Genomic DNA, 26,325 nt, shown 5'->3' on the forward strand with positions numbered 1-26,325 from the left:
ATGACTGAAAAAATTAGAATTACTTGTGTTATTAGTTCTTTAGCAGGAGGTGGTGCAGAACGTTGTATGGTCGATCTGGTGACTAATTTACACGATCGCGGTTATGAAGTCACGTTAATGACCTTATGGCCGGCAATTCCCGATGCTTACACCCTTCCTTCCTATATTCCTCGAATTTATCCCGAACCATTAGCATTTAGTGAAGAACGATGGTATCGAGAAATTATTAGAACTCGCAGTTTCAAAGGGATGAAAATGCGTTGGGAAAGACGCTGGAAAATGGTTTCCGTTTTGCGAACTCGGCTATTAGAAACTCGTCCCGATATTGTGATTAGTTTTATGGATGTTACCAATGCTTTAGTCATCCGAGCTTTGTTTTTCAATAGAATTCCGATTATTATTGCCGAGCATACCGATCCGAGACAGCATCCTCTATCATTATGGTGGAAAATGTGGCGAAATTTGACCTATCCATTTTCAACTCGGATAGTAATGTTAACCGAAGAAACGCGAGATTGGGCAAAAAAGCAATGGCCGTTTAGTCATCCTGTTGCTCTTCCCAATCCAATTTTACCGCCAAAATCCCCATTACCCAATAAACCGGAATACTATCAAAAAGATAAAAATATTGTCGCTCTCGGTCGTTTTGCTAAGGTTAAACGCTTTGATTTTTTAATTTCAGCTTTTGCTCGAGTTGCCGATCGCTTTCCCGACTGGCAATTAACGATTTTTGGAGAAGGGGAATTACGCTCTGAATTAGAAGCACAAATCAAAGAATTGAAGTTAGAAGAACAAGTTTATTTACCGGGGAGAATTCCAGAACCGACGAGAATCATGGCTCATGCGGATTTTTTAGTTTTATCTTCTTATTACGAAGGATTTCCTAATGCTTTATTAGAAGGAATGTCGTGCGGTTTGCCTGTAATTAGCGTAGATTGTCCGAGCGGTCCGAGAGCAATTATTCGCGATGGAGTTGATGGAATTTTAGTTCCTTTTAATGATTTACAGGCTCTGAGCGATGCAATGGCTGATTTAATGGAAAATGAGACAAAAAGGAAACGCTTTGCTCAAAATGCACCCGATGTTCTCGATCGCTTTAGTGTCGAGAGAATTATGGGAATCTGGGATGAAATGATTCGCGAACTCCTTGAAGAAAATGCCGAAAAAATCAAGAATTAGAGTTGCTTTTCTCATTCGTTCTCTTGAATATGGAGGAGCAGAACGTCAATTAGTGACTCTAGTTAAAGGAATGGATAAAACGCTGTTTGAAATTGCAATTTTTTATTTTTATGGTGGTGGTACATTAGAACAAGAATTACACGATAGTCCAGTCAAAACTATTTGCTTGCAAAAACGCGATCGCTGGGATATTTTTGGTTTCTTGGCTCAATTACTTCACCATCTCCGACAATTTCAACCTGATATTTTACATGGTTATCTCAGTACCTCTAATTTAATTGCTTTATGGCTCAAGATTTTTCTTCCTAAAACCCGCATTTTTTGGGGAGTTCGTGCTTCTAATTTAGATTTGAGTAAATACGATTGGTTTGCACGGCTTAATTTTCAGTTGGAATGTCTTGTCTCGCACTTTGCCGATCGCATTCTCGTCAATTCTCAAACTGGGAGAGATTATCATCTTCAGCATGGTTTTCCTCGGGAAAAAATGACGGTTATCCCCAATGGAATTGATATAAATTCATTTTATCCCGATCTTGAAGCGAGAGTTCGGATTCGTTTAGAATGGAATGTTGAAGATAACATTGTTTTAATTGGTTTAGTAGGCAGACTCGATCCGATTAAAGATCATTTTACATTCTTCCAAGCGGCTCGATTATTACTCGATCGCCAGAAAAATATCTGTTTTGTTTGTGTCGGGAGTGGAGAGAAAAGCTATGCACAAAAATTAAAAGTATGTGTAGAAGAATTAGGCATAACAGAAAATGTGATTTGGACGGGGATGCGGAATGATATGCCAGCAGTTTATAATGCGTTGGATATCGTGACTTCTTGCTCTCTGAGTGAAGGATTTTCGAATGCGATCGCAGAAGCAATGTCTTGTGGAGTTTCCTGCGTGGTTACAGATGTCGGAGACTCTAGTTGGTTAGTGAGTAATACAGGGTTTGTCGTTCCCAAACAACAACCCGAAGAACTGGTTCGGGGATGGTTATCTTATCTTGATAAAATGCCAGAATCAAAGAGATTTAGTGACGATAATCCCGCAAGAAAACGAATTCTAGAAAGTTTTAGCGTTGCAAGATTAGCAGAACAAACTCAAAATATATTTAGAGAGGCGATCGTATAATTAATCATGAAAATTCTCCATATCATTACTGATTTAGATACGGGAGGAGCAGAAATGATGTTGTATCGACTTCTCTCTCGCTGCGATCGCGATCGCTTCCAATGTACTGTAATTTCTCTTATGGATCGAGGGTCATTAGGCGATCGCATTGCCGATCTTGATATTCCCGTGCATACTCTCAATTTAAATCCTAAAGCACCTTCTTTTAACACGATCGCGATACTTTTAAAACTCGTTCGTCAAATTCAACCCGATATTATTCAGGGTTGGATGTATCATGCTAATTTAGCGGCATTCTTAGCCACTTTATTTTATCATAAACCTTGTATTTGGTGCATTCATAATTCTTTATATTCTCTCGAATATGAGAAGAAAAGAACAACAGCGATCGCCTTGACTTCTAGTTTATTATCACACTTTGTTAAGCAAACTATTTTTGTTTCTCAAACCAGTTATTCACAACATTTAGATGTGGGTTATAGTCGCAAACATAGTCTTGTTATTCCTAATGGTATTGATACCGCTCTTTTTATTCCTTCTGCTCATGCACGAAAAAGCACACGAGAAGAATTAGGATTATCAGAAGATAGCTTACTAATTGGTAAAATTGCGCGTTTTCACTCCCAAAAAGATCATCCAAACTTCTTACAAGCTGCCGCATTATTGTTAGAAAGTAAAAGCAATCGCGATCCTCATTTTCTTCTTTGCGGTCAGGGATGCGATCGCAAAAATAAAACCTTAACTCAACTCATTGAAGAATTAAACTTAACCGACAAAGTTCATCTTTTAGGCCAGCGAGATAATATCCCTAATATTATGGCCGCTTTAGATATTGCCACATCATCATCTTTTACAGAAGCATTACCTAATGTTATTGCTGAAGCAATGTCCTGTGGTATTCCTTGTGTTGTTACTGATGTGGGAGATTGCGCTAGTTTAGTAGGCGATACCGGAAAAATTGTTCCGCCAAAAAATTCAGAAGCATTAGCACAAGCATGGAGAGAATTAATCGATATTGGAGACCAAGAGAGAATGAATTGGGGAAAACTTGCTCGAGAAAAGATTGAGAAATCTTTTTCTTTAGAAATGGCCGTACAACAATACGAAAATTTGTATCAAAAATTAGCCTGAGTCACTGAAAATGCTAGTATGATTAATGAATTGGGTAAGCGATCGCTCTTCTTGACTCCCATTACCTCAAAACAATGCTTAGTCTCGACAATACTCCATTAATTCTCCAAACTCGCCCTGCTTTTGAAATGACAGACGAGCAGTTTTTTCAATTCTGTCAAATTAACCGTAATTATCGTATCGAACGAAATATTGAAGGAGAATTGCTGGTTATGTCTCCAGTAGGAAGCGAAACTGGACACCATAATGCAAAACTGACGCAACAATTGGGTAATTGGTCAGACGAAGATGGTACAGGGATTGATTTTGATTCTTCTACGAGTTTTACGCTTCCAAATGGTGCAAACCGATCGCCGGATGCGGCTTGGGTAAAATTAGAGAAATGGCAGGCAATTCCCTTGGAGAAACGACGAAAATTTGCGCCATTATGTCCTGATTTTGTCGTTGAATTGCGATCTCCTAGCGATAATCTCAAACCGTTACAAGATAAGATGCAAGAATATATTGAAAATGGAGCATCTTTGGGATGGTTAATCGATCGCAAAAATCGCCGAGTTTATATCTATCGTCCGCAAGTTGAAGTAGAATGTTTGGAATCTCCTACAACAGTTAAAGGCGATCCTATTCTATCGGGGTTTGTTTTAAAGCTAGCAAAAATTTGGTAATTTCTCACTGAAAACTTGTACAATGTAAAAATGTGTGAGGTGGGAAGTTATGGAAGAACAAGAAATTAAAGCATTGATTCGACAAGAATTACCGAAAATCATACAAGAAGATCGAGAGGTACGAGATTTTGTATTGCGAACTATTGAAAATTTATATGCAGGCAAACAAGAAACCGAAAATCGCTTCGATCGCATTTTGGCAGAATTGCAGCGCGATCGCGAAACACAGCGTCAAAAATGGGATGAACAAAATCGCAAGTGGGACGAACAAAACCGGAACTTCCAAGCACTTTTAGAAGAAGTTAGAACGCTTAATCGCAAGCACGATAGCACAATAGGTGCTTTAGGTGCGAGATGGGGATTTCGTTCGGAAGAATCTTTTCGCAAAGCACTCCAAGGAATTTTACAAGAGTCTTTTGGGGTTGAAGTGATTAACTTAACAGAATACGATGAAACAGGAGAAGTTTTTGGCAGACCAGAACAAATTGAATTAGATTTAATTATCAAAAATAGCTTGTTGATTATCTGCGAAATAAAATCATCGATCAGTAAAGCGGATATCTATACGTTTGAGAAAAAAGTTAGGTTTTATCAAGAACGCCATCATCAAACTGCCAATCGAAAAATTATTATTTCGCCAATGGTACATCCTAGAGCATTAGAAGTTGGTCGAAAACTAAACATTGAAGTGTATAGTTATGCTGAAGATATAGAAATAACTAGGTGAACTTAAACCTATCTGTTGACTTTGTTGTAATTGAATTCTATAGTCAATCAGTAAAGCCGAAATTTATACTAAGGAGAAATTCAAACAATGTCTCGTAGAGTAATAGGGATTCACTTAGTTTGTCGAGGTGGAGAGAATGTCAAAGATATCGGAGATGGTCGCTAGTATGGGTAGGTAGCGGAACAGGAGAAAAAGGATATCTTTGGTCAGATGATGCGTAAATTAGATCAATATATATCTTAGATTGCCGTTCAGTTCGTTATGATTAAACTCGACCCTATTCCCAAAATCAAGAACAAATAATGTGCGGAATTACTGGATTTTGGGATTCATCGGCCACAACAAGTCCCGATCGCTTACAAGAAATTGTCGAAAAAATGTCTTTTCGGCTTCTCCATCGCGGTCCCGATGATGGGGGAAACTGGGTGGATGAAAATGCAGGTATTGCTTTAGGACATCGCCGACTTTCCATTCTTGACCTGTCTCCAGAAGGACATCAACCCATGTTCTCGGCAGGCGATCGCTATATCATCATTTTTAATGGGGAAATTTACAACTTTTTAAGCCTACGAAAAGAACTCGAACAACTCGGCCATCGTTTCCGAGGTCATTCTGATACTGAGGTGATGCTGGCAGGTTTTTGTCAATGGGGCATTGAAGCAGCAGTTAAACGCTTTATCGGGATGTTTGCTTTTGCCCTCTGGGATCGTCAAGATCGGGTGCTGCATTTGTGCCGCGATCGAATGGGAGAAAAACCTCTTTATTATGGCTGGATGGGGTCAACATTCCTCTTTGGATCGGAACTGAAAGCCTTAAAAATTCATCCCGACTGGCAAGGAGAAATCGATCGCAATGCCCTTACTCTCCTCCTGCGTCACAATTATATTAATGCGCCTCATTCTATTTATAAAAATATCTCTAAACTGCCTCCCGGAACCCTGCTGAGCCTCAAACAGGGAGGAGAACGCCCCGAACCAATCCCCTACTGGTCATTCCAAGAAGTCGCGGAATATGGGGCAGCAAACCCCTTTTCCGGGGACAAACGAGAGGCGATCGCGCAACTCGATAATTTATTGCGAGACGCGATCGCGCAACAAATGCTCGCCGATGTTCCCTTGGGAGCCTTTTTATCCGGGGGGATCGACTCTTCCCTCATTGTGGCTTTGATGCAGGCGCAAAGTTCTCAACCCGTGAAAACTTTTAGCATTGGCTTTCACGAAGCAGAATATAACGAGGCGACTTATGCTAAAGCAGTTGCTCGACATTTAGGCACAGACCATACAGAACTCTACGTTACGCCTCAAGATGCTTTAGCGATCGTGCCGAAACTGCCAACCCTTTACGATGAACCCTTCTCCGACTCCTCTCAAATTCCTACCTTTCTCGTCGCACAATTAGCACGTCAGCATGTGACAGTGAGTTTGTCAGGAGATGCAGGAGACGAGCTTTTTGGGGGCTATACTCGCTATTTCATGGGACAACGTTTTGGCAAGAGGAACATCCCTACAGGAATTAAAAAAATCTTGGCGCGGGTTTTAAAAGCGCGATCGCCCCAAGCATGGGACCAAACCTTACAACCTTTCCGGCCTTGGCTTCCGTCCCCTTTCAAACAGCGTCAACTGGGAACAAAATTACACCGCGTCGCCGACGTTTTGAGCTTGGAGAGTCCAGAAGCCATTTATCGCAGCTTTGTTTCCCACTGGAAAAATCCCGCAGAGATTGTTCTCGATGCGATCGAACCGCAAACAGCCCTCAATACTCCCGTACTTTGGGCAAATCTTCCCCAATTTTTCGAGCAGATGATGTACTTGGATGCCCACACTTACCTCCCCGGAGATATTCTCGTCAAAGTCGATCGCGCGGCTATGGGAGTCAGTCTGGAAACCCGCATCCCCTTCCTCGACCATCGAGTTATCAAATTAGCTTGGAGTCTCCCCCTCGCGTGGAAAGCCCCCGAGGAAGGGCAAGGAAAATGGATTCTCCGGCAAATTCTCGCCCAATACATCCCCGAAAATCTTTTTGAACGTCCGAAAATGGGATTTGGGGTTCCCATCGATCGCTGGTTGCGCGGAGAACTGCGAGACTGGGCGGAAAATCTTCTCGACGAAAGGCGGTTGCGTCAAGAGGGTTATTTTCACCCCCAACCCATCCGGCAAAAATGGCAAGAACACTTATCTGGGCATTACAATTGGCAATACTATCTTTGGGATGTTTTAATGTTTCAAGCGTGGTTGGCCGAAAATTAGGAACAAAGCCTTTATGCACTTTATTGTCACGGGAGGAGCGGGATTTATCGGCTCTCATGTCACCGAACAGCTTTTAGCCAATGGCGATCGGGTGACAGTATTAGATAATTTCAGCACGGGAAAATTCAATAATTTACCCGAGCATTCCCAGCTAACCCTCGTGCAGAAAAATATTCTCGATTGTACTGCCGAAGATTTTAATCAAGCCGTTGATGGCATTGCCCATCTCGCGGCAACTCCCTCAGTAGAAAGTTCTTGGCTCGATCCTCTCGCGGCTCATCATAATAATTTATCAGCAACTTTGGCGGCAATTCAACTCTGCCATAAACTACAATGTCCCCGTTTAGTTTTTGCCAGTTCTGCGGCAGTTTATGGGATGCCCCAAACCTTACCCATTGCTGAAGATCATCCCACAAAACCCATTTCCCCCTATGGTTTGCAAAAATTGGTCGGCGAACAGTACGGGCAACTCTTTGCGGACAAATATGGTTTTACTTTTGTAGCGTTAAGATTGTTTAATGTTTTTGGCGATCGCCAAGATCCGCAATCTCCTTATTCCGGTGTTATTTCTAAGTTTCTCGAAGCGATGAAAAATAATACCCCCATTACGATTTATGGTGATGGTTCGCAAACCCGCGATTTTATTAGCGTGACAGATATTGCCAGTGCTTTTAGACAAGCTTTGCAATTGCCGTTGCCAGAAACTAAAGAATTAGTGGTTAATGTGGGAAGCGGGCGATCGCTTTCTTTGCTCGAGTTAGTTGAAATTCTCAGACAATGTTTTCCTCATTGGCAAGAAAATATTCAATTTGCTCCAGCGAGAACGGGAGACATTCAACACTCTCACTCTAATATAAAAAAAATTAATTCCTGTTTTGATTTCACACCCAAATATGAAATCGAACAACAATTTCATTTACTCGCTGAAGTTTAAATGCACTGCAATTCATCTATTGTTTTATAAGATTATCTAATCAAAATAAGGTCATACATTCTGATTTTTTTTGAGTTAAGAGATAGATGAATAAAGATGTAAATTAATGTTAAAATTAACGACATAAACAAGTCTAAACCCTCGCCAGAGAAACCCTTAAAAGAGCGTGTATCCAAAAACACTATCTGTTGTCATTCCAGTTTACAACGAAGAACAAACTCTTAAAGAAATTGTTCGCAAAGTTTTCGATCTATCCAACTTGCAAAAAATTGACCTGCAAGAAATTGTTATCATTGATGATTGTTCAACAGATCGAACGCCAGAGATTACTCTCGAATTAACGGAAATGTATTCTTGCGTTCGCGTGACCCGACATCCTAAAAATAAAGGCAAAACTGAAGCGCTTAAAACAGCGTTTGCGTTAGTAGAAGGAGATATCGTAATTATTCAAGATGCAGATCTAGAATACGATCCAGAAGAAATACCTTCAGTCATTCAACCGATTTTAGACGAGAAAGCAGATATTGTCTATGGTTCTCGTTTTCTTGTGAGAAAAGCCGCACGGGTTCTTTACTTTTATCACAGTCTTGCCAATCACTTTTTGACATTTCTCTGCAACTTTATGACTAACCTCAACATGACAGATGTAGAGACAGGTTATAAAGCCTTTCGTCGGGAAATTATTAGTAATATGATTATCAAATCGAGGGGATTTGGTTTTGAAATTGAGGTCACGGCAAAAATTTCTAAATTAACTCGCCTCGGTTATTCAATTTATGAAGTCCCGATCAGTTATTATGGTCGAACTTATGATGAAGGAAAAAAAATAGGCTTAAAAGATGGAATAGAAGCAATTTGGTATATTTTTCGCTTTAATCTATTTTGTAATTTACGTTCTTCTTTTAAGCAAATTCCCAATATTACTCCGTTTTCTTTTAAAACCTATAAAAAATAACTAAAATCGTCAATTTTTCATTGTGTAGGAGTATTATGGTTGCTGATGTTCAAGCATTTTGGCTAACAAATTTAAAGCGAGCCGATCGCTTTAATGAATGGGTATTTTCCCAAATTCGTCCTCATTTAGGTCAAAATGTATTAGAGGTTGGCTGTGGTAATGGTAATTTTACAACCCTGCTAGCCCAGAATTGCGATCGCGTGACAGGGGTAGACCTAAACCTACAATACGTCACCGAAGCACGCTCTCGATTGAAGGAGTTCAATCATGTCGAACTTCTTGTCGCTGATGCCACTCAACTTGACTTAAATAATACATTTGATACGATTATTTTGCTTGACGTTCTTGAACACATTGAAGATGATGTACAAACATTGAATCAGCTTTATCATTGTTTAAAACCGGGGGGTAAATTAATTCTTAAAGTTCCTGCACTACAATTTCTGTATAGTCCTATGGATAAGGTAATCGGTCATTATCGTCGCTACAATCGGAAAAGTTTATTGAATATTCTCCCAAAAAACCATTTTTCGGGTTCGAGAATATGGTATTTTAATCGAATTGGAATTATAGGTTGGTGGCTGAATGGTAAAGTGTTGCAGCGATCGATCCCTTCTTCATCTCAAGTCAGTTTATTTAATGAAATTGTCCCTATAGCAAAATTCCTTGAAAATATTTTGCCTCTACCCTTTGGGCTTTCTTTATTTGCTATTGTTAATAAATCAAAATAGGCCAATTTAGATTTGAGATGTCGAACAAAAAAAATCTTTTGGAATTGAAAACGAAATTTTGTGAAGCTCAACCCATTCAATTGATTGAGACTCATATTTCAAAAATATTTCTGAGCTTATTTATAATAATATTTACTATCGGTTTATTTCTCAGAATTTTTTGGACATTTAGCCTAGGAATCCCTTATTTTTTACCAGATTCATGGAGTTATTTAGGACCAGCCCTTAATTCACCTGCTTTACCTATTTCCGAAATTAGAACTGCTGGAGTTCCTTATTTGGTTGCTTTAGGCTTAATTCTTTTTAAGCATCCTATCGGAATTTTAATTATCCATAATGTTCTCTGGATTCTATTAACGCTTACCATTACCTTAACACTTGCTTATCGATTAGAATTAAAAATATTATCTCTTATCGTACTGTTTTATCTATGTTTTGCCAATAATAATTTATCTTTTGAATATTTATTGCTTTCCGAGCATTTATCTCGAACGCTTTATGGGCTTTACTTCACACTCATGATTTCTGCGATCGGGCGATCGCTAAAACTTTGGTCAATAGTTTTAACTGCGATCGTAATCTATCTCAATATTCTCTCTAAGCCCAGTGCTATTATTTTAGTTCCTGTAACTGTAATCCTATATTTTGCAATATGGTTCTGGCAAAAACAAAAACAAAGTTTGCAAAAGATCGGTATTTCTGCAATTTTGATTTGCATTATAGTTGGTTCTGGTTTATTAACTTACGGTTATGGCTTTAAAGCAAAAATGGGGAATTTTGGTTTCAGTTATTTTGCTGGATATAATCTTTTCTGTCACGTTGGCCATCTCATCGATCTAAAGTCAGAAACTTACCCAGAACTGATGGCAGATTTTCGAGAATATATGCCGCTTTATACATCCAAATATGCAGCCCGTAAAGAGTATTATTGTAATTGGCTGGTATTTGGCAGCACTAATGATGAACTCAAAACTGATTTTGGCGATCGCAGTCCAGTCGCTTCCGTTCATGCTTATCTAGAATCCAAATCTCAACCTACCTCAACAAAAGAGGTTAATAAAATTTTTCAAACATTAGCCAAAGAAGCGATCGCCGCGCATCCAATTCAATATTTAAAATATGCGTTCGATCGCGCATTACATTTAATTCACTATGCCAACTCTTCCGATTATTTTGATTATCTTCAAACAATTTCTCTAGAACGACATCAAAACGATATTCAAACTTTTAAGGATTATATTAAAAAGCAATCGGAATCCAATATTTGGACGATCGATCGCATGAAAAACGCAATTCTCTCAGAACGAGATCGCATGGGAGATTACGAAAATCCTGAAATTTTCGCAATCTGGCAAGCGATTGAATCTTTTTATACTGTCCTTTTCAAATTCATTTATAAATGTCTGCGAGGATTCCAATATTTTTCAATTTTCTCCATCCCTCTTATTTTTTATACTTTTCCTTTTATTTTCTTTCCGACTAAAGGCAAAACCAGCCTTATTAACTTAAAATTAATTGCTATATTTTCTGCATTAATAACAATCGCATATACTTTATTTTTAGGTGGATTTAATACTGCTGATGTGCTACGATTTATTGTTAACATTCAAGATATTATTGTTATCGGAGAAATTGCTATTATTATTTATACAACTATGATAATACGAAGAGCTTTGTATTCCTTCTATCATCGATTTTTTTTATAAGAAAGCTAAATACTGAAAAATCCAAGAGTTTTTTACTCCTTAGCTAATGAAACATCAGATCGGAAACATCATCAGACTTTTTAACCAAGTTAGTAAATGGCTTCAATCTTCACAAATAACTTTATTTTGGTCTAGTTGTCTTGCTTTAGTTCTGGCTTTATTGAGCTTTTCTACATGGCATGATATTTTTACTGAACGCAATTTACCGATCGCCGTGCAACTTTCTGCACCGGGAGTAGAAATCGTTCGAGCATATTGGGACAATCCAGAAAACTATCCCAATGCTTACGAACCAATTATTGTTAAACCGATTGAATCACAAAAATGGAACATTCAAATTGAAGCATTGGGAGAAAAAAATTCTGAATCGCGAGGCTTTGAAGTTGCCGTATTAGATATTAACACCCCTCGAGGTCAAGTTGATTGGTCGCAAGCTCATTTTACTGGGAATTGGGAAATGCGAAATTCGGGCAGTTCTCCACAAGGCAAAGCCGCGATCGCTCACAGCAATAAGCCCGAATATCTTTCTCAACCCAGTCAAATTCAATCTCTAAACGTACCGATTGAAGGAGGAGATTTAGAAATCGAAATCTTTGCCCATGCAGGTAGTGGAAAAGCCAAAATAAGCGTTAATGATACCGTGCGCGAACTCGATTTTTATCGACGCAGTGGCAGGCATGAAACTATACAATTTCCTGCATTTGTCGCTGGCGATCGCATTGTTCGAGATTATGTCTTTCAATCTGTCGATACTCCTTGGAGAAAAATTAAATTTATTCCAGAAGGAGGAGGAGTGGTTAATATTAAGCAAGTTAAAGCAAGAAATAAAATACTCCTTCAAAAAAATAATGATATTTATGTTTTGCCTTGGCGATTTTGGACTCGTTGGACTTGCAGTCTTCTCGCAACTTTTCTTGGTTTTATAATGACGGTCGTGCTATTGATTAGTACAGTTCATCTTTGGCAAGAACAACAACAAAAATGGTTGGGTATATGGAGCTATATTATTGGCTTATCTATTGTTTTAAGTGGTTTTTGGATGCTGGTTTATTATCCAGCAATTATGAGTGCAGATTCCTTAAATCAGTGGTCACAAGCATTAAGTCATAGTTATGATGATTGGCATCCTCCTTTGATGACTTTAGGCATGAGAGCAACTTTATGGATTACGGATAGCCCTGCTTTATTTGCTTTTATTCAAGGATTTTTGCTTTATTTCAGTATTTATTTATTTATTTATTTACTTCTTCAATATCGTGCGATTGCTCCAAAATTACAGCTATTATGCCTGTCGTTAATTCCTCTTATTCCTACGCTGTGGAATTATAGCGTAACACTATGGAAAGATGTCTGGTTATGTACTGCTTTAATTTTAATGTTATGCAGTTTATTAAAATCACAAGAAACAAAGAAAGTTACTTGGTTTATTCTGTATTGTATTTTATTTGGCATTAGTATTTCTCTGAGAAAAAGTGCAATTTTTTATTTTCCATTTTTTGCTTTTGAATGTTTCGTTTATCTAAAGCGCGAACTGCGTTTGCAAGCGATCGCTTGGATTGCAATTGCCTCTCTTTCTATTTTTGCACCTCTTGGATTTCCTCAGGGGATTAATTATTTGGCGAATGCAAATGAGACACATCAAGAGGGCAAGGCTATATTATATGATATTATTGGTACTTATCTTCACACCAATACTCCTAGACCGTATAGTTTTCAAGAATTTTTTACAGCATTAGCCAACGAAAAAAAAGAAACTTCTTATGAAAATCTTAAACAGTTTTATTCTCCTATTAGTGGAGATGATTATGTTTGGCATCAGGAGGCAATTTTTAATTATCAAAAAGTCGAAAATAACCGAACTAAAATTTTGCAATTCTTACTTTTTGATAGCATATTGAAACATCCTTTTGCTTATTTAAAGCACAAAAGTCACGTTTGGGATTATTTTCTCGGATTTCGCGGACCTCAATATCCCTATGATTATGGAATTTTAAAAGATAACGATTTGGGTTTAGAAGCAAATTTTAAGCTACCGAGAATTCAGGAATGGGTTGTCGATGAAATCTTACCGGGTTTTGAAAGTTTTTTTCTTCCTAAAGATTTTATTTATCTCGTCTGTATTTTAGCAATTTTTTCTCAGATTGTCGATCGTTTGACCAAGATCGAGCAAAAAAACAGATTCAAGTATTTTTTCCTGTCTTTAAACGTTGCTGGGTCGCTAATTGCTTCATTTATGTTTATTACTCCAGTTGTTAATTTTCGCTATATTTTCACGTCTTGTATTATTTTATTTTCTCTTTCTCTTATTGATTTTTTTACAATCGCACAAACTTTATTTTTGTTTTTTAGGCGAAAAAATCAAGAAATATAATGATATCAAATGTGTAAATCGCTAATCTCCTGATTTCACAATCAATAGTGGAGGGTTGATATTGTATCTTATTTCCAGTAGATACCCAGCACACCATAATCAAAAAAGACTGCAACTGAAGCTAAGCCAGCTATATCTAAATTAGCAATTAAAAAGGTTAAAATAGGAATAAGATAAGCTTTTTTACCTATTAATCGAGTGCCTAGAATAGCTAGGGCAATTGTGCCAATAGGATAAGAATAAAATGTCAACCGAGGTAACATAATTTTTAATCCCCATTTAGAGGCTTCAGGGATTGTTACAATTGCAGACATTAAAACTAGAATAGTCAATAAGAAAGAGAAAATAAGTAATAATTGTTCGCGATCGCGAGTTTGACCTCGTACCCATTTTACTGATAAAAGAACAATCAAAGTTACGGCAGCGATCGCGCCAAAAATCATATTTCCATACACAAAAGATTGTATCCCTCTACCTAACCAGTACAATCCGCTAACAAAATCTAATGTTGTGATAATTTCTAACCAAGTTTCAAGATTTTTAGTGATAAAATCTGCATTGCTAATATCACCCATCGTTCCTAAAACCTTAAGAAGATAGATTTCTTTCCAGACAATAGATAAGAGAATCTGTGCTGTTAAAATAAAACTGGCCAATTTTTTGTGCTTGTAGACAAATAGCACAAAAAAACTAGATAAAACAATCGCATAGAGATCGTAAATTAATATACTGGGAATCAGCAAAGAAGCCAGTAAAATGTCCTTTTTTCGATTCGAGGCTAAAACGATCTCTAAAGTTGCCCACATAGCGATCGCAACATAAGCATAAGCCATTAAGTGCATTGAAGGCTGTGCAACCCAACTGACAAAACCCCAACTCGAAGCAACACATAACATGGCGATCGAGGCTATGCGATCGCCTAAATTCAGCAGCCAACAAATGCGATCGAGTGAGATACACGCAAACAGCCAAAAGAGAAGATTTAAGATGAAATTAGCAATCCATCGGTGTCCGTCAAAACTAATTAAAGAACTGAGATAACCATAGAAAAATCTTCGATAATATACAGATTCAAATCGTAACTCTTTTGTTGCTGAAGCATGGCTAAAAATTTTTTCTTCAGCAATATAATGACCGATATCGCAATTGACCATTATGACATAGCTTTCGTAAGGACATTCATAATAATAAGTGGAAGCGCGATTAACATAAGTCAGAGGGGAATCATGAGAAATATGAGTAAAAGAATTAAACCAAATAATAATAAAGGTTACAATTAAAAGAGCTAGTTTTTTGCGATCGCGATAATAGCGAATGATCTTGTTGAGTATGAAGCTGATAAGTATTGAAAAAATAACCCATTGAAGAAATTCTAAAGGTCTCCAAATAGTTGAAGGTAATCTTAAAGTTAACAAGAATCCCAGAGAAAATAAAAACCAAATTTTTTTTGAGGAATATTCAGTTTTAACAAAAAAATACCAAATAAAGAGAAAAAGAAATGTAGGTAATGTATTGAGAATCCCAACAGTTGATACTTCAAAATATGCCATCCATAAACCCTGAAATATAGTAAAACTTAAAATGATTGCAGTATCTTCAAGAAATCCAAATGTAATAAATCCAATTGTAACTAATAAAATAATAATTGTTAAAAGACTCAAGAGAAATCGATTATTCCAATGAAAAGGAATCATATATCGATTCTGGGTAAGAGCAATTGCATTGTTTCCTCCAACTTGAATGTTCTCAACATTAACTGTTGCTTTACCTTCAGAAATAAATTCTAACTTTCCCCACAAAGTATCGGGGATTTGAATTGAATATTGGCGACTTATGCGATCTCCTTGGGTCATTGATACAAAAGACACTATTTCATGTTTGCCTTCTCGATGAAAAAGATCTACTTCTTTTATCTTTTCATTGGCAGTTATTTTAACTTTACCACTGTTTGCATGGCCGAAAAGTTTAATTTCTAAATCTCCTCCTTCTATCGGCAAAGAGAGAGATTGAATTTGGGAAGGATGAACTCCAAATTCAGGTTTATTACTATGAGCGATCGCCACTTTTCCTTGAGGACCGCTAGGATCGTCGCGAAATTCCCATTCTCCTCCTGCAAATTTCCCTCGAGACCAATCTGCTTGGCCTTGAGGGGTTTTAATATCTAAAATAACAACTTCTAAACCATTAGACTGAGGTTTTTTTTCTCCTAATGCTTCAAGTTTTAAATCCCAGTGTTTTGATTTAACGGGTTTAACAACAATAGGTTCATACGCATTAGGATGAGTATCGGGATCTTGCCAATATGCTCTAACAATTTCTACTCCTGGTGCTGACATTTTAATATCAATCGCGAGTTTTTGATTAAAAACCTCCCCATACCATACCCAAAAACTTAATAGAGAACAGAGAACAATAATCAAACTAGACCAGTAGTATTTTTGGTTCATTGAAAATATACCTTAAGAATTTTAAGTATAAAAAATTAATTTTATATAGTCTCTTCAATATTTTTAATAGGCTTTGCAATAGCATTAATACTTGCTCCATCTCGAATACGATTGCATAATTCAGTTGCATCCATTGTTAATTTTTTTCCAGTTTTTTCATGAAATAATTGATAATGATGACAGGTTAAAATTTTAATTAGGTCTGCCATTGATGTACCTCTCTCTTCTAGTGTATAAGGAGAAAGTTCGAGACAGAGTAAAGGCTGATATTGATGTATTGTGGATTTTGCCCCTTGAAGAACATCGCACTCGTAGCCATCTACATCTATTTTAATAAAGTCTACACGATCGATTCCGCGCTGGTTTAGATAGCTATCTAAGGTATATATTGATGCACCTTCTGTCGATTTTAATTCACCTCGGTGTTTGGGGTGGCGATCGACCATTCCTGTCACCGTCCAACTGGAATAGATTTTAGCTTGATAGTTGGGTTTGTTTTCTCGACTCAATAGCACTTGCGCGATCGCAATTCGAGATTTAAATTCTGGATTAAGTGCAGCATTAATGCTTAACTTTTCATAGGCATATTTTGTTGGTTCAAAGGCAATTACTAAACCCTCTCGACCGACAATTTTAGCAAACCAGAGGGTATGTGCGCCAATATTTGCACCAATATCTAAAACTCTATCTCCTGGTTTAATCCATTGACTATATGCTTTGACTGTTTCTGATTCAAATTGGCCAAAAAGATAAATAGACAAATCAATGCCTTCTCGCAGATCGAGTTGCCAGAGAATATCATGACGTTTGACTCGCACAATATCATCAGTTTGGCCGAGAAAAGAGCGCCAAAACTTTACAATCTTGTAGAGAATACCAGCAATATATATTTTGAAGGCTGTTTTCATTAATTCTACTTCCAATAAATTCCAATCATACCATAGTCAAAAAACGTTGCCACTGTTGCTAATCCCGTGATATCTATATTGGCAATCAAAAAAGTAAGCATAGGGATCAGATAAGTTTTCTGTTTGATCAAAGCATTGCCCAAAAAGGCTAAAGCAATGGTAGAGATTGGATAAGAATAAAATGCCAATCGAGGTAACATTCCTCCACTCATTCCCCATTCTGAGGCTTTAGGAATAGTTGCAATTGTTGCCATCCAAACTAAAAAATAAATCAGAATAGAGAATAATAAGAGCAGGCGTTCTTCCTGATTATCTTTACCTTTGATCCATTTAAAACCAAGAAAGATAATGAAAATAAATCCTGCGATCGCACCCCAAATCATATTACCATAGATAAAAGAATGAGTTCCCCGAATAGTCCAGTGTAGTGCTTGCCCAAAATCCAAATTTTTAATAATACTTACCCAAATTTTTAAACTTTCTGTGGCAACTCGAATATTTCCTTGGTCGCCAACTGTACCGAGAACTTTTGCCAGATAAAATTTTTGCCAAATAAAAGATAAAGCCAATTGCCCTGTTAAAATTGACAAAGCAGGGATTTTTCGTTTATAGAATAATAAAATGAGAAAGCTTGATAAAGTAATAGGATAAATATCGTAAACTAAAGTTCCTGACATAATAATCAGCGAGTATAAAGCAATTTTTTGCCAAGAACGAGTAGATAAAATCTCTAAAGTTGCCCACACTGTAATTGCAGCATAAGCATAAGCAGTCATATACATGGCAGGTTGTCCAACAAAGCTGACAAACCCCCAACTTGATGCACAACAAAGCATGGATATTGAAGCAATTCTTTCACCTAGTTTTGCGAGAACACAAATTTTATATAATGCGACACAACTCAACATCCAAAATAATAAATTGAGAGTAAAACTAGCAATCCAACGATGACCGGAAAATCCGATTAATGAGCTAAGATAGCCATAGAAAAAACGACGTAGTTTGACAGAAAAACTGGCATCGTAATCATCTATGGTAAAGATCATTTCTTCAGCAACATAATGACCGAGATCGCAATTTGACATAAACAAGTAAGTTTCATGAGGACATTGCCAATAAAAGCCGATTGAACGATTTACATAGGTATAAGGCGAATCATGAGAAATATGAGCAAAGGCATTAAACCAAATAATGATAAAAGTTGCGATCGCAAGTGCAAGTCTTCGTCTGATTTTATAATAATTTAAAATCTTTTTAAAAATTAAAGTAATAACAATTAAATAAACAATCCAGTTAATAAATTCTAAACTACGTCCGGCTGTCAAAGGAAGTCTCAAAACAAGCAAGCTGCCCAAACTAAAGAAAAGCCAAAAGCGTTTTTGAGAATATTCTGTTTTGATAAATAAATACCAAATACTTAAGAATATAAAAGTAGGTAATGTATTGAGAATAACAACTCTAAGGGATAAAAAGAAAAGCAGCCAAATAAATTGAAATATGGTAAATCCTAAAACAATTTTAATATCTTCAAAAAATTTCAAAGCAATAATTATAGCAATTCCTAAAGTTGTTAAACTTGCCAATAAACTCAATAATTCTCGATTTTTCCATTGAAATGGTAAACGATATTCATTATTACTATTTGGTATTAAGACTTTGTCATTAACGCGAACTTCATCAATATCGATGTTAGTTCCATCTTCAGGGATAAATTTTAACATGCCCCAGAAACTATCGATCGCCTGAAAATGATATTCTCGAATTTTCCGATCGCCTTTTGATAAAGCTGGAAACTTTAAATCTTCATACCTAAGATTGGGACTGTATAAATCCAATTCTCGGACGCTATTATTTGCAGTAATCCGAACTTTGCCACTTCCCACATTAGATAGGAGATGAACCTCTAGATCGCCACCTTGAATGGGAATTGATAAAGACTGAATTTGACTGGGATGTTGTCCATATTCTGGTTTATTGCTATGAGCAATTGCAACTTTTCCTTGCGGTCCATTGGGATCGGAACGAAACTCCCAATTGCCTCCTGATAATTCTCCTTGCGACCAATCAATTTGACCTTGAGGAGTCCTAATATCTAAAATTGCAATTTCAAAACCATCTGACTTGGGATTTTTCTCGCCCAAGGCTTCAATTGTTAACTGCCAGTCTTGTGATTCTACAGATTTAACAATAATAGGTTCATAAGCACTGAAATGAGTTTCTGGAGCACGCCAATAGGCTCTGACAATCTCAGTTTCTGGCGCAGATAGTTTCACGGTAATTGGAATTGTTTGCTCAAATGTCCAATACCAGACAGGAAAACTCAGGAGAGAAACGATAAAAGCACAGAAAATCGGCCAGTAAAGGATCGAATTGCGAGTTTGAGATACTGAAAAACAACGATCTCGCCATTGCTGCAGTCTATGTTTAATATTCTCTAGTTGCTTTTTCATTCCTTTTCACCTACTCGCTGCCGCCTGAAATATTAAAACACTCCTTGGACAATATTGCCAATTGCGATCGCGATCGCGCCACAAAATCTCGCGATCGTAAAGCTCTATTATTGCCATCTCCAAGTTATTGAGTTCACTCCTCTTGCATTCCTTCCCTATTTGTATTAATCTAATAAACTCGACATTTGCCAATTTTTCATCGCGATCGCCAAACATCTTTAAGATTGATTTATGACCCCCATACAAGCCCATGCTTTAGAAAAGTGGCGAAAACGCAATCTCTATTACTACCAAGATTTAGAGCATTTTTACTACTTCTGGATCGAATCTCACTCAAAAGTATTAGAAGTTGGTTCGGGTTTAGGAGATTTGCTCAGTGCCATTCAACCTCAATCGGGCTTAGGAATTGACATTAATGCACTTGCCATCAAAATCTCGCAAGAGAAATATCCGTCTGTAACGTTTCAACTTGAAGATGCCGAAGATTTTTTTCCAGAAGAAGTTTTTGATTATGTATTGATGGCTAATACGTTGGGTTATCTCAATAATATACAATTAGTCTTTTCTAATCTCCATAAAGCCTGTCAGCTTTCTACACGATTTATCATTACTTTTCATAATCCAATTTGGGAACCCATTCTCAAATTGGCAACGGCAATTGGTCAACGAATGAACCTCCCGACTCTTAATTGGTTGAATCGAAAAGATATTGAAAACTTACTTGAACTAGAGGGATTTGAAACAATATTTTACGGGAAACGTTTATTATGTCCCAAAAATATTCCGCTCATTTCTTGGTTTTTTAATCGAGTTCTCGCTCCTCTTCCTTGGATTTCTCAACTTTGTTTAACTGAATATATTATTGCCAGACCTCAACCTAATACTGTAGAAGCTGAACGCAATATTCAAGAAAAAACTTGTTCGATTATTGTTCCCGCACGGAATGAAGCTGGAAATATCGAACGCTGTATTACAGAAATGCCTCGTTTGGGAAAGCATACTGAAATCATTTTTATTGAAGGTCATTCTCAAGATAATACATGGGAAGAAATTCAGCGCGTTCAGGAAAAATATAAGCAAGAATGGGATATCAAAATTTGTCAGCAAACAGGAAAAGGAAAAGGAGATGCCGTCCGTCTTGGCTTTTCAATAGCAACTGGAGATGTTTTAATTATTTTAGATTCCGATCTAACGGTTAGACCTGTGGATTTAATTTATTTTTTCAAAGCTATTGCTTCTGGTAAAAGTGAAATGGCGAATGGCTGTCGTTTAGTTTATCCCATTCCTAAAACTGAAATGCCTTGGTTAAATCGGATGGCGAATCGCTTCTTTGCAGCTTTACTCTCTTATTTATTAAATACGAAAATTAAGGATTCTTTATGTGGAACTAAAGCAATTTCTCGGGAAAATTATCAGCGTCTTGCGGCGAATCGTTCTTATTTTGGCGACTTCGATCCCTTTGGAGATTTCGATCTTCTATTTGGTGCAGCAAAATTGGGTTTAAAAATTGTTGACATTCCTGTAAGATATGTACCGAGGACTTATGGGAGTTCCAATATTCAGCATTTCAAAGAAGGATTAATTCTCCTAAAAATGTGTATTTATGCAGCTCAAAAAATGAAATTTGTTTAAAAGATGAAAAATATTGCTCTTTATACTATTCAATCTTTTTGGCTGTTTGTTTGGCGAGCGCTCTGCCAATTTATTGATTCCCAGAAACCTTATCGCTATGATTATCTATTCTATCTAGTTCTCACGATCGCAATTCCCACAGCCTTTCTTTTTTCTCCACATCCCCCTCCCGGTGAAGAGTTTTGCGGATCTTATTTTTACCTAACGCAAAATTTTGGTGGATTTCCCATCAATTGTGATTCTGGAGGGTTTTCCGATCCGGTTATTAATCACGATTTGATCTTTCAAGAAAATTTTGTGCGACAAAATCGACCCTTTTATATTTTTCTAGGAGGGGTATTTAGCCTTATTCCCACAGCCATTGTTAAGATATTAGGCATACATTATATTTTTCCTGAAACATCGACTCGCATCGAACATTTTATTGGATTTTTAACGCTTAATATATCTATCTTATTTACTACTCTCATTTTATATCATAAAACTTTAATTCATTTTAAAGTACACAAATTTTTAATTTATTCAGGTAGTATATTTTTGGTTGGAAACGAAATTGTTAAAGTATTTGTTTGGAGCGCTAATCCACAAATGTTTAATATTTTTACTCCAATTGCAGCTATTTTTTGGGTTTATTGGGGAATCAAAAAAAATATTTCTAACAAAACACTATTAATAATTTCTTTGATTTTGGGTTTGTTTCCACTTGCTTATGGGACTTGCATTCTTTTTTTGCCTAGTCTTGTTATTGTGTATTTACATAATAATCAACAGAAAAAATTAATTTCTCTAAAAAATATTTTTGGGCTTTTTCTTGTAACTTTTACTTTTTTACTTCCTGCTCTTTTATGGATATCTCTCGTTACCGCGATCGCAGGTTCGTTCTATAGTCACGAATCTGAAACATATCGTCAATTTCTTTGGGTTTTTGACGAACTTAAAGTCAGTTTTTCTGATTTTTCTAAACTTGCTTGGGATTATCTCAAACAATATTTTTCTTTTCCTCCAAAAGAATTAGTATTGGCTTTCAGAGTCAATATCGTTTTGATAATATTTTCCTTTCTCAGATATGGAATGAAAAGAACATTGAAGCTATTAAATTCTCTAAAATATATGTATCTTGTTTTTTTATTATTTCTTGTTTTTCTCTATTTTATAGCATTTTACCCGCAACGCTTATATTTTAACTTATTTATTATTATGTTTTTTCTTAATATTCCCTTTCTCAACCTTCTTATTAGTAGAAAGAGAATAATCGGTTGGATTGTACCAACGGGTGTTTTATTTGCCAGCATGAGTTACTTTTTTAAATTTCTCTTACAAACAGGACCTTATCAATAGGTTAGAGTATCTTGCCAAGACACTAGAGTCAATTTACCATTGAAGAAATTCCAACAAATTTGGCTATTAACATTAAAATCTTGAGAAATTCTCGCAGCTTTGTTGAATCCGGTATAGATTCGGAAAAAGTGCAATAACGATAAACTTTCCTTCATAAAATTCTCAATATGCCTTCCTCTCGCCAAAAAATCCGCGTCATGCGAATTATTGCCCGCCTCAACGTTGGCGGTCCGGCACGTCATGTGGTGTTACTGAATGCCAATTTAGAGCAATCGCAATACCAAAATCTGCTCGTCACGGGGATAGAAGGTGCGCGAGAAGGCAGCATGAAAGATTTAGTAGAAACCCATCAATTAGACATGAAAATTATTCCCGAACTCGGTCGGGAAATTGCCCTCAAAAACGATCTTTTTGTCCTGTGGAAACTCTATCGCCTGATTCGGCAATATCGTCCCCATATCGTCCATACCCACACGGCTAAAGCCGGACTCGTCGGACGAATTGCCGCAAAATTGGCAGGAGTTCCTATCATCCTACATACCTTTCACGGTCACGTTTTTCACGGTTACTTCAGTCCGGCTAAAACCAGATTTTTCATTGTCCTCGAACAATTTTGCGCCCTGTTTAGCGATCGCATCATCACCATTAGCGATCGCCTCAAACAAGAAATTGCCGCTTATGGAGTCGCCCCTCTCAAAAAAATAGAAACTATCCCCCTCGGCTTCGATCTCTCCGCCTTTGCCGCCCAAAACCGCTATTCTGGCGGTTTTCGCACCGACCTCAGTTTTCCCGCTAATGGCAAACTCATTGCCGCTGTCGGTCGCCTCGTCCCCATCAAAAATATCCCTCTCCTCCTCAAAGCCGTCGCGATCGCCCGTCAAAGCGACCCTCAGATTCATCTTGCCCTCATTGGCGATGGAGAACTGCGATCGCACCTCGAAACCCATGCCCGAGAACTCGGCATTGCTGAAGCCGTTATTTTTACGGGTTGGCGGCAAGATCTGCCAGCAATTTACGCCGATCTCGATGCGGTCATTATTTCCTCTGATAACGAAGGAACTCCCGCCTCTCTCATCGAGGCCATGGCAACAGGATGCCCCGTCATTGCCACCCGGGTCGGCGGGGTTCTAGATCTCGTCACTCCCGATAGAGGCAAAACCGTGACCCCAAAAAATCCTCAACTTCTCGCCGATGCCATCCTCGACCTGTGGCAAAATCCCGAACAAACCCAAAATTGCGCCGCCAATGCCCGAGAATATGCCCTGAAAACTTACAATTCTCAACGATTAATTGGAGATATTGCCCAACTTTATGAAAAACTGGTGAAGTCCTCCAACTAGACTTGGTTGGCGATCGGGAGGATTCAAGCCTCAGACCCCACATTGTCGATCAACAAAAACATCGTGAAGGCAAACTTAACCCTAACCCTAACCGTTCTCATCTCCTGTCTGATTTCTTTAATTGGCACTTATGCTATTAGAAGTGCTGCTTTGCGCTTTCATTGGCTGGACAGGCCGGGACAGGGGAAAGTTCATGCCACCCCCATTCCCTTACTCGGTGGAATTGGCATTTATGCTGGATTTGTCATTGCCTTCTGGGTCACAAACTCCCCAACGATTTTGCAGCAAAGCAGTGCGGTTTTGGCTGGGGCGACTCTGATTACCATTACCGGGCTTTACGATGACTTGCGGGGTATGAAACCCTTGCCCAAGCTCATTGCCCAAGTCTTAGCGGCAGGATCTCTCATTACGGGGGGAATTTACGCCCAAGTGACGGGAATTTATCTCTTGGATCTGGCTATTACCGTGTTTTGGGTCGTCGGGATTTGTAACGCCCAAAACTTATTGGATAATATGGATGGTCTTTCGGCGGGCGTGGCGGCGATCGCCTGTTTCTTTTTCACCCTCCTCGCCGTCTCTCAAGGTCAAGTCATTATTTCCGCCGTAGCCGCAGCACTCCTCGGGGCAACAATGGGATTTTTGCGCTTTAATTGGCATCCCGCCACAATTTTTATGGGAGATACAGGCAGTCTTTTATTGGGTTTTCTCTTGGCGGCTTTAGGCATTCAATTGCGATTTCCTAGCGATCTCGTCTTGAGAACTTGGATGATTCCCATCCTCGTGCTGGCTATCCCTATTTTTGATACCACTCTCGTCAGTATTTCTCGCCTGCGTCGCGGTTTGCGCCTAACGGATGGGGGCAAAGATCACGTTTCCCACCGCCTGAGAAAAATGGGGTTGGGAATCCGTCAATCTGTTGGCACGATTTATTTAGCCAGTTGCTTTTGCGGCATCGTTGCCTTGTTAATTGCTCTGATTCATAACACAGTGTTAACTTATCTCCTGACCGCGATCGTCATTCTAGTCGGTTTAGCGGCACTTTTCCTCTTAGAAAGAGTCGATCTTTCCGATACCGGACAACCGCAGAGACAGTGAACAGTTATCAGTTATCAGTTATCAGTAAAAATTACCTATGAATCATTATCAATCTCCTAAAATTGCCGTGCTTGGGTTGGGATATGTTGGACTTCCCGTTGCTTTGGCCTTTGCGAGAAAGTTTGCCAATACGGTTGGATTTGATATTAATAGTCGGCGTGTCGATGAATTAAATACAGGATTGGATAGTACGGGAGAAAGCGATCGCGAAACTTTACAGGAAACGACCCTTAAAATTACCGATAATCTCAATGATATTGCTGCAAGTAATTTTTATGTCGTTGCGGTTCCGACCCCAGTTGACCACGATCGTAAACCGGATTTAACACCTTTAATTAAAGCCTCGCAAAGCCTCGCTAAAATTCTCAAATCTGGCGATATTATCGTCTACGAATCAACTGTTTATCCCGGTGTTACTGAAGAAATTTGCGGGAGTATTTTGGCGCAAATATCGGGATTGCAACAAGGTCGAGATTTTAAATTGGGATACTCTCCCGAACGGATTAATCCGGGGGATAAAAATCATACTTTAGAAAAAATTGTTAAAGTCGTATCAGGGGAAGATAGCGAAACTTGCGATCGCATTGCCGAAATTTACGGAGCTATTATCGAGGCTGGCGTTTACTGCGCTCCTGCGATTAAAGTGGCAGAAGCCGCTAAAGTGATTGAGAACATTCAACGAGATATTAATATTGCCTTAATGAACGAACTGGCAATTATTTTTGACCGTCTGGAAATTCGCACCTCGGATGTTCTTTCTGCGGCGAGAACCAAGTGGAATTTTCTGCCCTTTAGTCCAGGTTTAGTGGGAGGGCATTGCATTGGCGTAGACCCCTATTATCTGACGACGAAAGCTGAAGAATTGGGCTATCATCCTCAAGTTATCCTCGCCGGACGGCGCATTAATGATGGTATGGGAACATTTCTAGCACAGCGATTGGTTAAACTTTTAGTGGCTGCTAATTGTCCCATTCGCGATGCTAAAGTGGGCATTCTCGGCATTACTTTTAAAGAAAATGTTGCCGATCTCCGCAATAGTCGCGTTCCCGATATTGTTGCGGAACTTCAGCAATTTGGAATTGCTCCTTTCGTCCACGATCCCTATGCCGATCGCGAAGCTACAAAAGCTGAATATAATATTACCTTAGTTCCTTGGGATGATTTATTAACATTAGATGCCATCGTTCTTGCGGTTCCTCATCAATTTTATCTGTCTCTCTCTCTCTCGCAATTGCTTGCCCCTTTACATTCTCAAGGTGTGTTTATGGATGTCAAAGCGGCGATCGCTCCTTCAAACCTACCTGAAACTCTTTCTTATTGGAGTTTATAACCCACAAAGTAGGAGAA

General features: G+C 38.2%; 19 protein-coding genes. 16 read left to right on the plus strand and 3 right to left on the minus strand.

The annotated features are described in order from the left end of the window. The 11 genes from AC6RV6_RS14320 to AC6RV6_RS14370 all read left to right on the plus strand — a co-directional run bounded on the left by AC6RV6_RS14320 (position 1) and on the right by AC6RV6_RS14370 (position 13,768). Positions 1-1,179, plus strand: coding sequence for a glycosyltransferase family 4 protein (locus AC6RV6_RS14320; protein ID WP_500241539.1), 1,179 nt, complete (start codon positions 1-3; stop codon positions 1,177-1,179). After that, positions 1,157-2,302: a glycosyltransferase gene (locus AC6RV6_RS14325; RefSeq protein ID WP_500241540.1), complete on the plus strand. Its 1,146-nt coding sequence runs from the start codon at positions 1,157-1,159 to the stop codon at positions 2,300-2,302. The genes AC6RV6_RS14320 and AC6RV6_RS14325 overlap by 23 nt, the downstream gene beginning before the upstream one ends. 6 nt (positions 2,303-2,308) lie before the next feature. After that, complete coding sequence (locus tag AC6RV6_RS14330) at positions 2,309-3,433, plus strand: glycosyltransferase family 4 protein (RefSeq protein ID WP_500241541.1); 1,125 nt, start codon at positions 2,309-2,311, stop codon at positions 3,431-3,433. A 74-nt stretch (positions 3,434-3,507) separates the two neighbouring features. After that, the gene (locus AC6RV6_RS14335; protein ID WP_500241542.1) at positions 3,508-4,098 is read left to right on the plus strand and encodes a Uma2 family endonuclease; all 591 of its coding nucleotides are present in this window, start codon (positions 3,508-3,510) and stop codon (positions 4,096-4,098) included. 49 nt (positions 4,099-4,147) lie between these two features. After that, positions 4,148-4,825, plus strand: a complete 678-nt coding sequence (locus AC6RV6_RS14340) for a PD-(D/E)XK nuclease family protein (RefSeq protein WP_500241543.1) — start codon at positions 4,148-4,150, stop codon at positions 4,823-4,825. Between the two features lie 302 nt (positions 4,826-5,127). After that, positions 5,128-7,071 carry an asparagine synthase (glutamine-hydrolyzing) gene (gene asnB, locus AC6RV6_RS14345; protein ID WP_500241544.1) on the plus strand — a complete coding sequence of 648 codons (1,944 nt, stop codon included), beginning with the start codon at positions 5,128-5,130 and terminating at the stop codon, positions 7,069-7,071. A gap of 13 nt (positions 7,072-7,084) precedes the next feature. Continuing rightward, positions 7,085-8,005: an NAD-dependent epimerase/dehydratase family protein gene (locus AC6RV6_RS14350; RefSeq protein WP_500241545.1), complete on the plus strand. Its 921-nt coding sequence runs from the start codon at positions 7,085-7,087 to the stop codon at positions 8,003-8,005. Between the two features lie 166 nt (positions 8,006-8,171). Next, complete coding sequence (locus AC6RV6_RS14355) at positions 8,172-8,960, plus strand: glycosyltransferase family 2 protein (protein WP_500241546.1); 789 nt, start codon at positions 8,172-8,174, stop codon at positions 8,958-8,960. Between the two features lie 35 nt (positions 8,961-8,995). Beyond that, positions 8,996-9,691, plus strand: a complete 696-nt coding sequence (locus AC6RV6_RS14360) for a class I SAM-dependent methyltransferase (protein ID WP_500241547.1) — start codon at positions 8,996-8,998, stop codon at positions 9,689-9,691. A 44-nt stretch (positions 9,692-9,735) separates the two neighbouring features. Then, the gene (locus AC6RV6_RS14365) at positions 9,736-11,397 is read left to right on the plus strand and encodes a hypothetical protein (protein WP_500241548.1); all 1,662 of its coding nucleotides are present in this window, start codon (positions 9,736-9,738) and stop codon (positions 11,395-11,397) included. A 46-nt stretch (positions 11,398-11,443) separates the two neighbouring features. Beyond that, complete coding sequence (locus AC6RV6_RS14370; protein WP_500241549.1) at positions 11,444-13,768, plus strand: ArnT family glycosyltransferase; 2,325 nt, start codon at positions 11,444-11,446, stop codon at positions 13,766-13,768. A gap of 68 nt (positions 13,769-13,836) precedes the next feature. Here AC6RV6_RS14370 and AC6RV6_RS14375 read toward each other — a convergent pair whose 3' ends face one another. Genes AC6RV6_RS14375 through AC6RV6_RS14385 form a run of 3 tightly spaced genes read right to left on the minus strand, consistent with a single transcriptional unit; the run spans position 13,837 to position 19,573 of the window. Continuing rightward, positions 13,837-16,215, minus strand: coding sequence for a hypothetical protein (locus AC6RV6_RS14375; RefSeq protein ID WP_500241550.1), 2,379 nt, complete (start codon positions 16,213-16,215; stop codon positions 13,837-13,839). Between the two features lie 41 nt (positions 16,216-16,256). Next, positions 16,257-17,123 carry an FkbM family methyltransferase gene (locus AC6RV6_RS14380; RefSeq protein ID WP_500241551.1) on the minus strand — a complete coding sequence of 289 codons (867 nt, stop codon included), beginning with the start codon at positions 17,121-17,123 and terminating at the stop codon, positions 16,257-16,259. A gap of 5 nt (positions 17,124-17,128) precedes the next feature. Then, positions 17,129-19,573, minus strand: coding sequence for a hypothetical protein (locus AC6RV6_RS14385; protein ID WP_500241552.1), 2,445 nt, complete (start codon positions 19,571-19,573; stop codon positions 17,129-17,131). A 231-nt stretch (positions 19,574-19,804) separates the two neighbouring features. Here AC6RV6_RS14385 and AC6RV6_RS14390 point away from each other — a divergent pair, with 231 nt between their 5' ends. The 5 genes from AC6RV6_RS14390 to AC6RV6_RS14410 all read left to right on the plus strand — a co-directional run bounded on the left by AC6RV6_RS14390 (position 19,805) and on the right by AC6RV6_RS14410 (position 26,308). Then, positions 19,805-21,205 (plus strand): glycosyltransferase, encoded by a 1,401-nt coding sequence (locus tag AC6RV6_RS14390; RefSeq protein WP_500241553.1) that lies wholly within the window; start codon positions 19,805-19,807, stop codon positions 21,203-21,205. Between the two features lie 3 nt (positions 21,206-21,208). Then, positions 21,209-22,543: a hypothetical protein gene (locus AC6RV6_RS14395; protein WP_500241554.1), complete on the plus strand. Its 1,335-nt coding sequence runs from the start codon at positions 21,209-21,211 to the stop codon at positions 22,541-22,543. A 167-nt stretch (positions 22,544-22,710) separates the two neighbouring features. After that, on the plus strand, positions 22,711-23,883 hold the full coding sequence (locus AC6RV6_RS14400; protein WP_500241555.1) for a glycosyltransferase family 4 protein: 1,173 nt from the start codon (positions 22,711-22,713) through the stop codon (positions 23,881-23,883). A 63-nt stretch (positions 23,884-23,946) separates the two neighbouring features. Then, on the plus strand, positions 23,947-24,978 hold the full coding sequence (locus AC6RV6_RS14405) for a glycosyltransferase family 4 protein (RefSeq protein ID WP_500241556.1): 1,032 nt from the start codon (positions 23,947-23,949) through the stop codon (positions 24,976-24,978). Between the two features lie 37 nt (positions 24,979-25,015). Beyond that, positions 25,016-26,308 carry a nucleotide sugar dehydrogenase gene (locus tag AC6RV6_RS14410; RefSeq protein ID WP_500241557.1) on the plus strand — a complete coding sequence of 431 codons (1,293 nt, stop codon included), beginning with the start codon at positions 25,016-25,018 and terminating at the stop codon, positions 26,306-26,308. The last annotated feature ends 17 nt before the right edge of the window (positions 26,309-26,325 follow it).

It is taken from the genome of Spirulina sp. LEGE 11439, assembly GCF_059821285.1.